Raw genomic sequence first — 16,595 nt, 5'->3', positions numbered from 1 at the left:
ACTGGTGTACAGTTTGGGTGTAAAGTATTTTACTTTTATTTGTTTTTTTTTCTCTGTTTAGGGTTATGCTGCGGTGCGGTGGCGACAACGCATAAGCCGGGTGAGCCGGTTGTCAAGCTACTGGGGAAGAATTACACTGTCCATGTCGACACCAACACATTTGAACTCTGGTTTGAGGGGACGCACGCAAGCATTGCACCCCATGAGCTGGGGAACCTGGCTTACGCCTATACAACGGATACCGGTATCTACTCGGTAAGGAAAGCGCGTGTACTGAAGCACGGTAGTGATTCGCTAGTAGCCCAGGTGGAGAATACAGCGGGGCTGATCGCCACGGTGAGCATTCGGCTTAACGAGGACTATTTTTCCATTACGTTGACACCGAAGCACCGTGACGGTGGGCAGGAGGAGCTGTACAAGATTGACTTCAGAACCGATGCGTTAAGCCCGGCATATGGACTTGGCGACCATGGCGGATTTGGGGATTGTATCGATGTCACTGGATTCAGCAATGATGATTTCGGGAACCGCAACAACGAGCATCGTTTTATTTCGACGTTTACTATTTTTCCTGCCCATCATTTTGCTCAGGTGTTGTTCAGCGAAAAGACCAAGCGAGTAGCCATCACAACCACTGAGAATAGGCTTGGGGTTACGGGGGTAAAGGCCGCAACAGTATACTATTTCTTTGGAGACTCCAAGCAAATCTACCGTGCCTACAAAAGCGTAAGGAGTACAGCGGGGCACCCGGACCTCAAACCGAAGTTCCGTTTTTTTCAGTTGGGGTATGAAGCATTCGGATCCTTAGGGTGGAATACGTACCAGTCATCTGTTGAAGCAGATATTGATACTTACCTTGAGCAGGGGTATCCCATTAACTGGGCGGTGGTCGGATCTGGGTTTTGGAAAGGTGAACGGCGGAATCCAAAGGAAGGGGCGACGACGAGTTTCGGAATCTGGGACGATAGCGCCGGCGGCGGGAGAAATGACAACCTCCCCGACCCACGGTACCCCAACCCATCGGCTTTCAAAGATTTCTTTAAAAAAAGGGATATCAGCCTGTTGCTGGGATTGCGGATAAACTTCAAAGGCACGGAGGAATATGGCGGCCATTATGAGGAAACGAACGATGGGGGATTTGTAAAGGAAGGCATGGCGTCCGGTTATTTTATCACGGATGGAAAAGGAAACCCCGAAACGTACCGAGTGAATTTCCCCCAAGGCAATGTATTCCTGTTGGACGGTCAAAATCCGGCGGCAGTCGATTGGTACGTATCCGGAGCGGATCGATGGGGAGTGGACGGCTTTAAGGAAGACCTGATGCTTCGTGACGGAAAGAAACTCAATAATGATGCTAAATTGAATGCCGTTAACGAAGCATTGATGGCGCGGGATTACTTGATCATGGCTAGGAATAGTGCGTACTCCGTGGCCGGCGACATTCTGAGGTTAGAGGATACGAAGTATGGATTTGACCAGGATCGTCCGTTGATTAACGGCCTGAACTATGCGGCCAGTGGTGCTCCGGCAGTATATCTGGACATTGTAGCCGGAAAATACCTGGAAAGTCCACTAACAAATGATGAGAAACTTTATTTCGTACGGAATGCGATGGTTGCCGCGGTCAGTCCGGTGATGGCTATGGGGTATGGGCCATGGCACTTGAACAACCCGGTTTATGAAAAAGCTGTGAAGAAGGCCGCCCTTTGGCACGATACGTATGCCGCGTATTTATATAGCGAGGTACTAAAAGGTTACCATTCCGGTTTTCCTTACGCAATGACACCTTTGCCGATTGCGTTTTCCAGTGATTCTAATACTTATCGGCTGGCGGGCAAGGAACACCGACAGTATTCGTGGATGCTGGGAGAGTCCCTGTTGGCAACCCCATTATATGGGAATGACTACGCCTCCGCAACAAAACGAGATGTCTATCTCCCCGACGGGAAATGGATGGATTATGAAAGTAAAGAGTGGTTTTACGGTCCGGTAACGTTAAAAGACTATGAATTCCCCATTGATAAGATTCCAATATTTGTCGGTGGAAAAGGGGTATTGGTTAAGGAACTTGAAAACCGATATGAAGTGTCGGTATACCCAACGTCGGACCGGGCATTTTCGTACACCTTTCATTTTCCAGATAGCGAGACAACGACAATCATCGATAAAGCATTCTCAAAATGGGAAAGCGGGCAGCTACTAATTGTGGACAAGCAAACGGGAGTTGAAAAAAAGCTGCATTTAGACGATTTTAATGTTCCCGTGACGTTTTCAATTACACCTGGTCACAATTATATGTTAACGTTGAAAACCGACTAACGAGACCTGGGAGCGGATTTAGTAACGTTATTTGGGAATACCGGGGGCAATAAGTTTAAGCGACCGACCAACAAACTTTTTAAAAGATAAAACTGATAATTGATATTTATGAAGATTAAAGCGGGATTTGAAGGGAGTGGAAGAGAGAAATACAAGGAAACACTCAAGGCCGACCTCGTCATCACCGGCGGCGGCCTATCTGGCGTATGCGCGGCTATCACCGCCGCACGCCAGGGGCTTGAGGTTATCCTCATACAGGACCGGTCGGTACTGGGCGGCAACGCCTCCAGTGAGGTAAGGCTGTGGGTACTGGGGGCCACTTCGCACATGGGCAACAACAACCGGTGGGCCAGGGAGGGTGGCCTAATCGATGAACTGTTGGTGGAAAACATATACCGTAATCCCGAAGGAAATGCGATTATATTCGACCTGGTTTTGCTCGACAAGGTAGCACAGGAGCCAACCATTACCTTGCTGCTCAATACAGCCGTATATGACGTGGAGAAGGAAGGCCCGAATCGCATCCGTGCATTGCGGGCATTCTGTAGCCAGAATTCAACCGAATACCGACTTGAGGCACCGCTCTTCTGCGATGCCTCTGGCGATGGCATTGTGGGTTTTCTGGCCGGGGCGGCATTCCGTATGGGTGCTGAAAGCCGGGATGAGTTCGACGAGCCGATGGCACCCGACGCTGACTACGGCGAGCTGCTGGGCCATTCGCTTTATTTTTACAGCAAGGATACCGGAAAGCCTGTTGAATTTATCGCCCCCTCGTTTGCCATGGACGTTTCAAAAGAAATTCCCCGGTTCCGCAATTTCAAGGCCAACGAACACGGTTGCCAGTTGTGGTGGGTGGAGCACGGCGGCCGCCTGGATACTGTGCATGATACCGAACGCATCAAATGGGAACTCTGGCGGGTGGTATATGGCATCTGGGACTACATCAAGAACTCCGGGAAATTCCCCGAAGCAGAGACGATGACGCTCGAATGGGTAGGGATGATCCCCGGTAAACGGGAGAGCCGCCGTTTTGAGGGGGACTATATGCTGTCTCAACGGGACCTGATCGAGCAGCGTACCCACCCGGATGCAGTGGCCTACGGCGGATGGTCCATCGACCTGCACCCCGCCGATGGAGTATTCAGCGAACGGCAACCTTGCAACCAATGGCATAGTAAGGGCATTTTCCAGATTCCTTACCGGACATTATATAGCAAAAACATTGGAAACCTCTTCTTCACAGGGCGAATCATCAGCGTGAGCCATGTGGCGTTCGGCGCTACGCGGGTAATGGCAACCAGCGCATATACCGGACAGGCAGTGGCCGTGGCAGCATCGCTTTGTAAACGCTACGGTGCCACACCGGAGGAGATTTACAGCAAAGGGCATATTGACCGATTACAACAGGAATTGATGAGAATGGGCCAATATATACCAGAACTGGCCCTTCACGACGACTCGGATAGCGTCCGGCAGGCAAACATCACCGCTTCCACCGAATTGGATTTCTCAGGTTTCGACAACACGGACGTGACCTGGCGCCCGCTCGAAATCTCGGCAGCACAACTGGTTCCGTTGCCAGCTGGAAAGGTGCCTGTTTTTACCCTTTCGGTTAGCACCGAACAGGATACGGATTTGCAGGTTGAATTGCGCACCAGCAGCCGGAGGGGTGGTTTCACTCCCGACCGTGCGCTAGCCGCGAAAACCGTCGGGCTAACGGCAGGGTCAACGGAAATCACACTGGATTTTGATGCGCAGCTTGATGAAGCACAATATGTCTTCTTAACGTTCTTAAAAAATGAACGTGTGAGCCTCCCCTACACGGAACAGCGGATTACCGGATTGCTTTCTGTGTTCAACGGAGTGAATAAGAAGGTGTCTAACAACGGCCGCCAACGGCCACCGGCTGATTCAGGTGTAGATGAATTTGAATTCTGGTGCCCCCAGCGGCGACCCCAAGGGCAGAATATTGCCATCGTACTTTCAGAACCAGTGAAGTTATTTGGTGCAGCCAACCTCCGAAACGGGGTGGACCGGCCAACAACGGCGCCGAACGCGTGGGTGGCCGATCCGGGCGACCCCGCCCCACAGGTCATACTTACGTGGAACGAGCCGCAGGTAATCAGCCGGATAGACTTGGCATTCGATACGGATTTCGACCATGCTATGGAGTCGGTTTTGATGACGCACCCCGAGCGGGTGATGCCGTTCTGCGTGCGTAATTACCGTATCGCAGACGCTCGCGGCCGGGTGATTTACGAACGGACCGATAACTACCAGACCCGTAATACCATTACCTTTGACCAGCCATTGAAAACAGATAAACTGATGATTTATGTGGAGCACCCATCGGAGAAAGTCCCAGCGGCCATATTTGCCGTAAGGTGTTATGGAGGTGACCAATGAGCACACTTGACTATTGGGTAATAGCTATTTTTTCCGTCGGGATCCTGCTGGCTGGTCTGTCGATGAGCGACCGCAAGGCGGATATGAAATCGTATTTCGGCGCCAGTGGTGCGCTCCCTTGGTGGATGAGTGGCCTCTCCCTCTATATGGGGTTTTTTTCGGCCGGTACCTTTGTGGTATGGGGGGCAATTGCGTACGAACAGGGTTGGGTAGCCGTGACCATCCAGTGGACAATGGCTATCGCGGGATTCCTCATCGGCCGGTTTATTGCGCCACGTTGGCGGCAAACGGGTGTGTTGACTGCCGCCGAATTTATGCAGCAACGTTTCGGTAGTGGGGTACACAAGTTTTATACCTATGTGTTCCTGCTAATGAGCTTCGCCTATAACGGCGCATTTCTCTACCCCGTGGCCAAATTGGTGAATGTCTCTACGGGGTTGCCCTCGCATTGGGCAATCATCCTTTTCGGCCTCATGGCAGTGTTATACACGACCTCTGGCGGACTGTGGGCGGTTATCGTGACCAACGTGCTGCAGTTTGTGGTGCTTACTGCGGCGGTATTGATTGTGGTTCCGTTGGCGTTTGATAAGGTAGGCGGTATCGGCTCGTTTGTACAGCAGGCACCCGAAGGTTTTTTTAACCTGACCGGTGGCGAATACACGATTTGGTTTATGGCGGCCTTTGGTTTTTATAACATGATTTTCATTGGCGGAAACTGGGCGTATGTGCAACGTTATACGAGTGTGCCCACTAAACGGGAAGCCAAAAAAGTGGGTTATCTGTTTGGGTGGCTTTATTTGATCAGCCCTGTGGTGTGGATGCTGCCACCGATGCTATACCGGGTGGTTAATGCTGATCTGGGTGGGCTCGATAATGAGGGAGCCTACCTGATGATGTGTAAGGAAGTGTTGCCGGCGGGGATGATGGGCCTGATGATTACGGGGATGATTTTTGCGACCACCGATTCGGTTAACGCCTCGCTGAACGTTTCGTCCGCCGTGTTTACCAACGACGTCTATAAACGGTTACGTCCGGCCGCTTCCAACAAGTCGCTGATGTGGGTGGCTCGGCTCTCCACCTTGGGGTTTGGTGTTGTCACTGTATTAGTGGCCTTAATGGTTCCGGCCATGGGAGGTATTGTGGAGGTGGTGTTGAGTATTGGCGCACTCACCGGCGTACCATTATACGGCCCGGCGGTATGGGCGCTGTTTTCCAAACGGCAAACGGCTTTCTCGGTATTATTCGTCACCATTGTCAGTTTGGCGGTCAACGTATTCTTTAAGTTCATCTCCCCTACCATACTCGGATTTTCATTGAATCGCATGCAGGAAATCGTGCTAGGTGTATTATTGCCAATTATATTACTGGCTATTTTTGAAGTTATATACCGCAATAAACCATACCGTGTACCGGTAGTCGCTGATGGTAGTCCGGCTGAGGGTGATGAAGCCTTGCATGGTAAGTTGCAGGGAGCTTTGGCTGTAAAGACCATAGCACTCGCCCTGGTGGGCGTGGGGTTGTTGATTTTCCTGTTGGGGTTACTCGCTACGCACGGGAAGGCGTCGGTACTTATCATCGCATCGGTTATCGTGATCCTGGGCATGGTGTTGCTGCTGTCATCTCGCGGAAGCCAGCGGATGAGCGGTTAGTGTCTACTGTTCCGTTTTATTTCTTGTTTGATTTATGAAATTTACTGTTGGAGAGCCCCGGCTGCTATTTCGACGATATCTTTGGCTTGACTCCGTTTCCCAGTAGAAAAGGTTATATACCCTTCTCCCGTTTGATTGTTACCTCATAAAACCGCGTTTTCTGGTAGCGGACATCTGGAAAGGCTTCCATGGTTACCGTAAGTGTGTCCTCAATATATCCGCCGTCAGCATACGACGGTAGCCAGTAACCCACGCCATTCAGGGCTTCAAGCAACAAATTTGCATGGCGCTTTGTAGGGAAGGATGATTTCATATGGATTGCCCTCGGTTGGCCTGTTGATTTCACGGTTAGGGTAAATGCTATTTCCACGGGATTGGTGGGTCCGTCCAATGTGCCTTCAAACCATTCGGACAAATACGCTGCTAGAAACCTCGTAAACCCGGTATAGTCGTCGATCGTACACCCCTTTGTAACCATCGCGTCGGCACGGATGGAAAAGTCCGCCGGTAATAGGTCGTATCGGGGTGTGTCGGAAAATTCCTCGCCGGTGTATGCTTCATAGCCTTGCACAAAACGCCCTCGACTATAATATTCGTAACCGGCTCTTTTTTCCTTGCCATCACCAAATAGGTATTTGATGGTCCAATTGCCATGGGGGTGCCCGTCTACCACCTTCCCTTTCCGGATATAACGCGTATAACCGAACTCATTATAGCCGTCGGCTATAACAGCGAACTCGTACCGCCCATCACCATTGGTAACACGTTGCCGCCCGCGGCGGTCCCAAAAATTGAGGATACGCGCGCCTTCGCCGGTGTAGGTTATTTCAAGTAGGGGTTTGCCATCCGGATAGTAGAAATTGAGCGCTCCTTGGGGAATGCCTTGTATGTAGGAAACCTGCCATTTCAACTGGCCATTCGGATGATAAGCTTTAAAATCGCCGTGTTTCCTTCCATCAACATAGCTGCCCTCTAGGATCAGTCGCCCATGGTTATCAAAGTCCGCAAAATCGCCAATGAACACCTGCCGTTGAAAGTCGTATTGGCCAACACGCTCGATCGCCCTGAATTCACAGTCTTTATCAACTAGATAGTAGTGGTCATCATAGAAAAACCGGATGATATCGCCAGATTCGCGCTCGTAAAATATCGGATTGTTTTCGATCGTGTCCGCGGTGTTGCAAAGTGCCACCGAGGGCAATAGGGTGATAAACGCTATGATCAGCCAACGTTTCATAACCCATCATTCACTTAATGTGCTTCGAGCCAGTTACGGCCCTCGCCAAGTTCGACAACTACCGGAACGGACATGACCAACGCATTTTTCATGTGTTTTTCGGCAAGCTCCTTAAATATGGGCAGTTCCGCTTTGGGTACATCAAACACCAGCTCATCGTGCACCTGCATGGTCATTTTGCCACGCAGCCCCTGTTTCTTTATCGCCTCATGGATGGTGATCATGGCTACTTTAATCATATCGGCTGCGGAGCCCTGAATCGGTGCATTGATGGCGTTGCGTTCGGCAAAGCCCCGCACGGTTTGATTGGCTGAGTTGATATCGCGCAAGTACCTTCGCCGCTTCAAGAGGGTTTCGACATAACCGTGTTCCTTGGCGAAGTTGATGGTGTCGTTCATGTACCGCTTGATGCCTGGATACTGCGCGAAATACTGTTCGATGATCTGCGCGGCCTCGGTGCGGGGGATTCCGAGGTTCTGTGAGAGGCCGAATGCGGATTGGCCATAGATGATGCCGAAGTTCACCGCTTTGGCGTTTCTGCGCTGGGCCGATGTCACTTCGTCGAGTGGCACGCCATACACTTTGGCCGCGGTAGCGCGGTGTACGTCCAGCCCCTTTTCAAATGCCTCCAGCATCCCTTTATCGCCACTCATATGGGCCACCAGCCGCAACTCGATCTGGGAATAATCGGCAGACAAAATCACGTGGTCATCATCGGTTGGAATGAATGCTTTGCGCACTTCGCGCCCCCGCTCCGTACGGATGGGGATATTCTGCAGGTTCGGGTTGGTGGAACTCAAACGTCCCGTGGCTGCCACCGCCTGGTTATACGAGGTGTGTACCCGGCCTGTCACGGGGTTGATCATGTTGGGTAGGGCATCCACATAGGTCGATTTCAGTTTCTGCAACTGCCTGAACTCAAGGATGTCTTTAACGATGTCGCTTTTCGGTGCTAGCGCCAGTAGGATGTCCTCGCCTGTCTTGTATTGCCCCGTCTTCGTTTTCTTGGCCTTGGGGTCCAGTTGCAGCTTTTCGAACAACACCTCACCCAGTTGCTTCGGCGAGGCGATGTTGAACCGGACCCCCGCTTTCTCGTAGATTGTTTTTTCCAGTACCGCGGTATCGGTCGCCAACGACTCAGACAACTGTTTGAGCACGGGCACATCAACCTTGACGCCGCAGCGCTCCATGTCGGCCAATACATGCACGAGCGGGAACTCGACTTCCCGGGCTAGCGCAGCAGCTTCCGCTTGATCCAGCAGGGGTTCGAACACCGCCTTCAATTGGAGTGTGATGTCCGCATCCTCGGCGGCATACTCGGTAATAGCGGCAAGGTCCACATCCTGCATGTTACCCTGTTTCTTGCCCTTGGGGCCAATTAAATCGGTAATCGGGACTGGCGTATAACCAAGGTAATTTTCTGCCAGCATATCCATGCCATGGCGGGTATCCGGGTCGATGAGATAATGCGCCAGCATCGTATCGAACAGCGGCCCCTTGACCACGACACCATAGCGCGCGAGCAATAGGATATCGTACTTGATGTTCTGCCCGACTTTCTTGATGGACCCGTCTTCCAAAATGGGTTTGAAGTGGGCCAACACCTCCAAGCAGCCCTCCTTATCGCATGGTGTAGGTACATACCAGGCTTTGCCGGGCTCGATGGCAAAAGAGAGGCCCACGAGGTCTGCTGTATTGGCGTCGGTACCGGTCGTTTCAGTGTCGAAACAGAAGCTGCTTTGTTTAGCTAATAAAGCGGCGAGCTCCTGCTGCAAATCTGATGTATCGGCTAACACGTAATTGTGAGGGGTGTTGTGAACGTTCCTTCCGGCGGGAGGCGGTACGTATTCCGTGCCGGTGCTTGCCACATCGATGCTAGCACTGGCGGTATTGCCAAATAGGTCCATTTGTGTGCCCGACGCCGCATGGGCGGCGGATACGTTGAATTCCTCTCCAAAAACACGCTTACCCAATGTGCGGAATTCGAGTTCTGCAAACAGGGGCTCTAGGGCATCCCTGTCCGGTTGTCCGAGCAGGAGCCGTTCCTCGTCCAGTTCAACGGGTACATCTAATTGGATGGTAGCCAGCTTCTTCGAGATCAGTCCCTGTTCGGCAAATGTTTCGAGGTTTTCCCGCTGTTTGCCTTTAAGTTGGTCCGTATTCGCCAAGATGCCTTCCATAGAGCCGAATTGTTTGATCAGGCTCTTTGCGGTTTTTTCGCCGATGCCCGGAATGCCGGGAATATTATCCACCGCGTCGCCCCATAAGCCAAGGATATCGATGACTTGTTTCACGTCGGAGACCTCCCACTTTTCCAGAATTTCGGTTACGCCAAGCGTCTCCGCCCCATTGCCCAGGCGTGCGGGCTTGTAAATAAAAATATTTTCTGTTACCAGTTGGCCGAAGTCCTTATCGGGTGTCATGCAATACACGGTATACCCCTTGGCCTCTGCTTGTTTGGCCAACGTGCCGATGATATCATCGGCCTCATACCCATCTAGCGTGATGAGTGGGATATTGAATCCTTCGATCAATTTATAGACATAAGGGATAGCGGCGGCCAGATCCTCTGGAATTGCCTGCCGGTTGGCTTTGTACAATTCAAATTCGACATGGCGGTTGGTCGGTGCCATGGTATCGAATACCACGGCGATATGCGATGGTTGTTGCGTTCTCAGCAACTCCAACAGCGTATTGGCAAAACCGAATATCGCCGAAGTGTTGAATCCGGTTGATGTAATCCTGGGGTTTTTACTGAGTGCAAAATAAGCCCTGTAAATCAAGGCCATCCCATCTAAAAGAAACAACTTCTTCACGTACTTAGCGTATTGGTGTGGAGACAAAGATAGGGATATTGTGGCGTTTTTTTCCGACTTTTGCCAATATGGTAAGAAGCGCTTCGGCACATAATGCGGTAGTTGGATGAGGGCCCTCGTCACCAAGTCGACCGGTAGTTGGTATGAGGTGCTTGCGGATGACGGCAAGACCTACAATTGCCGGATTAAGGGAAAGTTCCGCACCAGGGACATTAAGACAACGAACCCTGTGGCTGTGGGCGATTGGGTGGATATCATGGTGGAAACGGATATTGTTCCCCATACGGCCATTATTGTGCAGCTATATGAGCGAAGAAATTACATCATCCGTAAATCGATAAACCTGTCCAAACAGGCCCAAATTATTGCGGCGAACCTTGATCAGGCTTTCCTTGTCGTAACACTGGCGTCGCCCTTTACCTCATTGGGTTTTATTGATCGTTTCCTTGTTACGGCGGAAGCGTACAGCATACCCGCGAGCCTGATTTTTAACAAGCTGGATCTGTTTTCGGATGCAGGGCTGGAGGTTTTGGAGGATTACAAGGCGATTTATGGGGCATTGGGCTACCCTTGCTACGAAGTTTCCGCATTGGAGGGGACGAATGTCGGGACCGTTGGTGCCCTGCTTCGCGGGCGGACCACCTTGATGTTGGGCCACTCGGGTGTGGGTAAATCCACATTTATCAATGCCATCCATCCTGCGGCAAAAATGAAGACAGCGGCGATATCCGATTGGTCTGATAAGGGACGGCACACCACCACCTTTGCCGAAATGATCCGACTACCGGATGGTGGGCGGTTGATAGACACACCGGGCATACGCGAGCTGGGGATCATCGATATTGAACCGCAGGAGCTGGGGCATTTTTTCCCAGAAATGCGGGAGCGGATGAATGATTGCCGTTTCAATGATTGCCGACACATTAATGAGCCGGGGTGTGCCGTATTGGAGGCGCTCGAAAGCGGGGCCATCGCACCGAGCCGCTACGACAGCTACCTGAGCATATACCATGGCAACGACACGCGCATATAGACGACATACACCTGATAGTTATGTACGACCTGATTGAAGAATTTGCGGCCACGCTCCAACCGAAAGTGACATTAATATTGAAAGAATTGGTAGCTTTGCAACGATGAATGTCCAGCTGCACATTTTGCTGATTTCGCTGTGTTGCTTTTGGTCCCTACCGGGACTGTACGCTCAAGTGGAAGAAGATTTCAGTAGCGCACTAGACTCGGCAAGGGCTGCTGAGGATAATAAGGAGGATACCGTAATTTATACGGCGCGGTATGTGCGCTATACCACACTGGCTATGATGAAACAGGGAACGTTCACTTACCAGATAGACACCCTACATAAGAATTTTCAATATTACAATCCCCAAAACTTACCGAAAAGCCCAACCATCCATTTAGGCAGTTATGGACTGGCCACACGTGATATGCTGTTTGAACCTGATAAAACAATTGGGTTCCAGACGGGATTCCACAGCTTGGAGCGTTATCTCTACCAACCCGATTCGATAAAGTATTACCGCGCGCGGGCACCGTTTTCGGAGCTATATAACGTGGGTTTTTTCTTTGACGATCAGGTTATCCGGGCCAAGGTGACTCAAAACATCAATCCGCGGCTGAACATCGGGGGCGAATTCCATGCGGCCCGAGCCGATGGTTATTACATCAACCAGCGGTATAACGAGTTGAAATCTGCCGTATTTGCCTGGTATGAATCGGACAACCGCCGGTACAACCTGCTCACCAATGCGGTATTCAATAAGTTGACGTCGACTGAAAACGGGTCGATACTTAACGATACCCTGTTCCGCGATGTGGACCGCGGCCCGAGTGATGCCGAGTCAACACGCCTACGTGGCACACGCGACGAACGGCCGCGGCACACCTGGCGTGATAACAGTATCTTCCTCAGGCAAAGTCTATTTATAGGGCGTTTGGATACCATCAACGCAGGGCTGCCTGAACAGCAGATACTCCCAACCAACCGGGTGTCGCATAGCGTTCAATTCCGCTCACAGGACTTCCAGTTCTATAAGAATGAGGACGACGTCAACGATGCATTTCCCTTCGGGGAGAGCATCCTATCGGCAGATACGACCCACCTTACGACCATCACGAACGACTTTGGCTATAGCTTTTACCTCAGGGGCAAATCGTTGGCCTTCATTAAAAATGAAGTGAAACTCGATTTGGGATACCGACACGACATGCACTGGTATCGCGACCGTGGAATGGATGCGTTTCTGCAAAACAGCATGCTCAGAGCGGGCATCGGGTATCGTTTCAGCGATCGGATCACAATAGCCGGCGATTTGAACCAGATTGTGCAGGGAGCTAATTTTGGCGATTATCTTTATGATGCCAAAGCGGATATCTTGCTGAGCAACGCCGTGGGGCGGGTTGTGCTTGGCGCTTATACACAAAACAAGTCGCCTGAACAATTGTTCCAACGTGTCAACTATACGTACCATCAGTGGGGGCACGATTTCGCGAAGACCAAAACGACCAACTTCTCATTTACCTATGAAAACGCCCGGTTCGGATTTTTCGGAAAGGCGGAGTATTTTTTAATCAACAATTACCTTTATTATAGGGAAGTGGACAATCCCGGTAATAATCCGCGGTTGTTCCGCACCATCGAGCCCGCCCAACTGGGCAACAGTATCAACTTGCTTAAGGTGTCAGTTGGTCAGAACTTCAGGCTGGGGCGGTTCCATTTAGATAACTACGCGGTGTACCAGAAATCAGATTATAATGCCGTGCTTGCCGTGCCCGAATTATATACGTGGCACAGCTTTTATTATCATGGGTTGCTGTATAAAATTGTGGATTTCAACTTGGGATTTGATGTTCGTTTCAATACGCCTTTTCGGACGCCGTCTTATGCCATTAACATTGGGCAGTTTTATAATGACAACGCGGGCATCGAGTTTTCCACCTACCCTATTGTTGATGTGTGGGCCACGGCGACACTCAAACGGGCGAACTTATTTATCAGCTATAACTTCGCCAACCAACTTGCATGGCCTGCGGGCTACTATACCGTACGCCGGTATCCGATGCAGAACGCGAACCTCCGGGTTGGCATCGCCTGGAAATTCTACGATTAGTGTGGTTTAATTTGTGTTAACTTTGCCCACCATGGATGCAATGAATTGGAAGCAATTGCTGTCAGCCAAACGATGGGGCTATGAATCACGGCACATCGATGATCAGCACGATGCGCGTTCGGAGTTTCAACGCGACTATGACCGGCTGATTTTCTCGTCGCCTTTCCGCCGGTTGCAGAACAAAACACAGGTTTTTCCGTTGCCCGGAAGTGTCTTCGTTCATAATAGGCTTACACATAGCCTGGAGGTTGCCAGTGTTGGCCGGTCGTTGGGCCGCATTTTTTACAATGAAACCAGGAAATCTTTTCCGGCAATCGATTCCGAAGTTCCCTTTTTGCAGGAGGTGGGAAACATCGTCTCTGCGGCATGCTTATCGCATGACCTCGGAAACCCGGCATTCGGCCATTCCGGGGAGGCGGCCATTTCCAGTTATTTTACGGATGGCGACGGGCAAGCCTTCAAGGAGCGGGTTTCGCCGGAAGAATGGGCGGACCTGACCCATTTCGAGGGTAACGCGAATGCGTTAAGGATACTCACCCATGCGTTTGCCGGAAAAGACGAACATGGGTTTGCGCTGACATACAGTACACTGGGCGCTATTGTGAAATATCCCTGTGCCGCCATCGACGGACATAACAAGCGGGTGCACCATCGCAAAAAATACGGCTATTTCCAGTCGGAACAACCTGTTTTCGAGAAAATCGCCAAAGAACTCGGACTGCTTTCCGAGGTCGGACAACAAGCGGGATACAAACGACATCCGCTGGTCTACCTGGTAGAAGCAGCCGACGATATTTGTTATAACATCATCGATCTGGAGGATGCACATCGGTTGGGCATCCTGACGTACGAACAGGTAGCCGATTTGTTGTTGCCGATCTGTGGGGACAGCCAACTACTAAAGGTACGCTTGGCCACGCTTGGTGATTCGGATAGCCGCATAAGTCTATTGCGTGCCAAAACAATAAACACCTTGATCATGGCCTGCGCTAACGCTTTTATAACGCACCAAGACGCCATATTGCGTGGTCGGTTTGAGAAGTCGTTAATGGACGCGCTGGCTGTCGAGTTAGTAGACGGGATGCGCGCCATCGAGCAAGTCTCTGTTGAACGGATCTACAACGCACAATCCGTAGTACAAATCGAAGTTGCCGGGTACAAAGTTATGAATGGCTTGCTGGAGGAATTTGTGCCAGCCTATCTCCGCGAAAAGAAGACCAAGTACGACACGAAGCTACTGGCACTGATGCCGAAGCAATTCCACACCGATCGGGAAACCCCATACGCCAAGATACGCTCGGTGCTGGACTTTGTGTCGGGGATGACCGATTTGTATGCAGTGGAGCTTTATAGGAAGATCAAAGGCATTTCTTTCCCCTCGTTGGATTGAAATACCGCAAGTTTAGACCGTTACAACAACACAAATGCCTTAGACATGCAGACTGCGCTATATAACCCTTTTGAAGACTTTCGTTTTGACAATAACACGTGCTTTCTGAGCGGGGAGCCGTTAAGGTCGGCCGAGGAGCGGATACAGGTCTTTCCGGATTGGTTGATGTGCAAATTCGACATTGCGGACAAGCCGTTCAAACTGCTCGATGAAAGCCTCCGTACGTATAAGCAATTGCGGCTGCCCTGTACGGCGGCCGTGGCCGAACGCATTTCGGAATTAGATAACCACATCGAGCGGGCTTTTGAGCAAGGATATGAAGCAGTAAAGGAAATGGATAGCGTGACGCTCTTCCAATGGGTGGCGCGTATGGTGTATGGCGTTGTATTCAATGAGATTCAAGCGGGGATTCGCCAACAGGCGCTTAGCGGGGAGGCGATGAATTTTTCACAGGTGCTTGTGCATAAGTTCAAGAACCTCCACCTCATGCTGCAATCGTTGATCGTTCCCATCCAATTTGACGGAATATCCTTTACCCTGGTGACTGCCCGTGTGGATAACCCCGTGGGTACCTTTAGCTACCGTGATGAAATCAACACGCTGGTGTATTCGCTGAGGATGAATGATTTTGGCTTGATCGTCTGCCTTCAGGACAATGGTGCGAATGGGGCTTATCATAAAGCGTTTATGGAGCCATCATCCGGACGGCGGCTCCACCCCATCCAATTTGAAGAACTTTGTGCCCGGTTTTTTTATTCGGCATATCTCTTCAATAGGCTACCAACGTATACGGTGATGCCGACTGCTGAGCGGGTTTATATCGAACCGATGCCGTTAATGGACATGAGCATGAAACCGGTCTTCGATCATTGGCAGGTGAAGACCTATGGCCAGGTTCTTGAAAACTTTTGGAAGCCCTGGGGGTATACGCTGTTTGAAATCATCAAAGACCCGGAGCACCCCATGTCGTTCCTTTTAGACAGCGAAGGTAGGCCGGTCGACGCGGCGGACATCACCTTGCCGACGGGCTGAAACAAGGAGTGGCGGTGCGCCACCCCGATGGGGAGCGGGCACAGTAATTTAAAGGCACTGGGGATTAGCCTTTTGCAGGAAATTGTCAATATTTTTCCCATCAGTGTTTGCATTAAAGGAAAAGGTTGTTACCTTTGCATCCCGCTTCAGAGGAGGCGGTTGTTCCTTGATGTTTTCGATTGGTTTTCCGGCTGGTGTTTGTGTTGTGTTTGGTTGGGATGTTTTGGCGGGAAAAAAGTTGAAAATAAATTTTGCGGGAATGAAAAAGGTTCTTACCTTTGCAGTCCCAAACGAAACCGGGTTTTATCCGGCCCCTGCGGCGCGATGCTTCGGGGGGATTGAAGAGGGGATCGGTTGTTGCGGGGTTTGCGCCCTGCTGCGGCACATCGGCCGAAGCGCGAGCGGAGGCGGGGAAGTTCTTGAAAGATATTGATATTCATGTAGCGTGACGAGTAGTCTGTTTTCAGGCGAAAGTCGGAGACAGACCTAGGTCAATCAGGTAGATAGACAACACAAAGATTGATTCCGATTTTAATCGGGTCAGATCATTAACTTCATTTTACAATGGAGAGTTTGATCCTGGCTCAGGATGAACGCTAGCGGCAGGCCTAATACATG

The 16,595-nt window shown here is 50.9% G+C and carries 10 protein-coding genes; 8 read left to right on the top strand and 2 right to left on the bottom strand.

Features of this window, described 5'->3' with window-relative positions; all coding sequences use genetic code 11:
- The first annotated feature begins 78 nt into the window (after window positions 1–78).
- The 3 genes from VNQ80_RS10390 to VNQ80_RS10380 all read left to right on the top strand — a co-directional run bounded on the left by VNQ80_RS10390 (window position 79) and on the right by VNQ80_RS10380 (window position 6,374).
- Window positions 79–2,319 carry a hypothetical protein gene (locus VNQ80_RS10390; RefSeq protein ID WP_325638211.1) on the top strand — a complete coding sequence of 747 codons (2,241 nt, stop codon included), beginning with the start codon at window positions 79–81 and terminating at the stop codon, window positions 2,317–2,319.
- 108 nt (window positions 2,320–2,427) lie between these two features.
- Complete coding sequence (locus tag VNQ80_RS10385) at window positions 2,428–4,725, top strand: FAD-dependent oxidoreductase (protein WP_325638209.1); 2,298 nt, start codon at window positions 2,428–2,430, stop codon at window positions 4,723–4,725.
- The gene (locus VNQ80_RS10380) at window positions 4,722–6,374 is read left to right on the top strand and encodes a sodium:solute symporter family protein (protein WP_325638207.1); all 1,653 of its coding nucleotides are present in this window, start codon (window positions 4,722–4,724) and stop codon (window positions 6,372–6,374) included. Before VNQ80_RS10385 ends, VNQ80_RS10380 begins: the two co-directional genes overlap by 4 nt.
- A 112-nt stretch (window positions 6,375–6,486) precedes the next feature.
- Here VNQ80_RS10380 and VNQ80_RS10375 read toward each other — a convergent pair whose 3' ends face one another.
- Entirely contained in the window at window positions 6,487–7,611 is a 1,125-nt protein-coding gene (locus VNQ80_RS10375) for a hypothetical protein (RefSeq protein ID WP_325638205.1), read from the bottom strand.
- Between the two features lie 14 nt (window positions 7,612–7,625).
- Complete coding sequence (gene polA / locus VNQ80_RS10370; protein ID WP_325638203.1) at window positions 7,626–10,427, bottom strand: DNA polymerase I; 2,802 nt, start codon at window positions 10,425–10,427, stop codon at window positions 7,626–7,628.
- Between the two features lie 106 nt (window positions 10,428–10,533).
- On the opposite strand from polA, the gene rsgA reads away from it, so the two are divergent.
- From rsgA to VNQ80_RS10345, 5 genes are all read left to right on the top strand, one after another.
- Window positions 10,534–11,460: a ribosome small subunit-dependent GTPase A gene (rsgA, locus tag VNQ80_RS10365; protein WP_325638201.1), complete on the top strand. Its 927-nt coding sequence runs from the start codon at window positions 10,534–10,536 to the stop codon at window positions 11,458–11,460.
- 103 nt (window positions 11,461–11,563) lie between these two features.
- Window positions 11,564–13,555 (top strand): putative porin, encoded by a 1,992-nt coding sequence (locus VNQ80_RS10360; RefSeq protein ID WP_325638199.1) that lies wholly within the window; start codon window positions 11,564–11,566, stop codon window positions 13,553–13,555.
- A gap of 40 nt (window positions 13,556–13,595) precedes the next feature.
- Window positions 13,596–14,945 (top strand): deoxyguanosinetriphosphate triphosphohydrolase, encoded by a 1,350-nt coding sequence (locus VNQ80_RS10355; protein WP_325638233.1) that lies wholly within the window; start codon window positions 13,596–13,598, stop codon window positions 14,943–14,945.
- A gap of 45 nt (window positions 14,946–14,990) precedes the next feature.
- Window positions 14,991–15,977, top strand: coding sequence for a hypothetical protein (locus tag VNQ80_RS10350; protein WP_325638197.1), 987 nt, complete (start codon window positions 14,991–14,993; stop codon window positions 15,975–15,977).
- 278 nt (window positions 15,978–16,255) lie between these two features.
- A complete protein-coding gene (locus VNQ80_RS10345; protein WP_325638195.1) occupies window positions 16,256–16,426 on the top strand; it encodes a hypothetical protein in 171 nt (56 codons plus the stop codon).
- Window positions 16,427–16,595 lie beyond the last annotated feature (169 nt).

The organism is Parapedobacter sp. (assembly GCF_035556095.1).
Taxonomy (GTDB): domain Bacteria; phylum Bacteroidota; class Bacteroidia; order Sphingobacteriales; family Sphingobacteriaceae; genus Parapedobacter.
The sequence above is the reverse complement of the archived record's forward strand: the minus strand, read 5'-3'. Positions and strand labels throughout refer to the sequence as shown.

Bases quoted from the DNA above. Each gene is read 5' to 3' on its own strand.
- VNQ80_RS10385 (WP_325638209.1), top strand. From the start codon at position 2,428: ATGAAGATTAAAGCGGGATTTGAAGGGAGTGGAAGAGAGAAATACAAG.
- VNQ80_RS10380 (WP_325638207.1), top strand. From the start codon at position 4,722: ATGAGCACACTTGACTATTGGGTAATAGCTATTTTTTCCGTCGGGATC.
- VNQ80_RS10375 (WP_325638205.1), bottom strand. From the start codon at position 7,611: ATGAAACGTTGGCTGATCATAGCGTTTATCACCCTATTGCCCTCGGTG.
- rsgA (WP_325638201.1), top strand. From the start codon at position 10,534: ATGAGGGCCCTCGTCACCAAGTCGACCGGTAGTTGGTATGAGGTGCTT.
- VNQ80_RS10360 (WP_325638199.1), top strand. From the start codon at position 11,564: ATGAATGTCCAGCTGCACATTTTGCTGATTTCGCTGTGTTGCTTTTGG.
- VNQ80_RS10355 (WP_325638233.1), top strand. From the start codon at position 13,596: ATGAATTGGAAGCAATTGCTGTCAGCCAAACGATGGGGCTATGAATCA.
- VNQ80_RS10350 (WP_325638197.1), top strand. From the start codon at position 14,991: ATGCAGACTGCGCTATATAACCCTTTTGAAGACTTTCGTTTTGACAAT.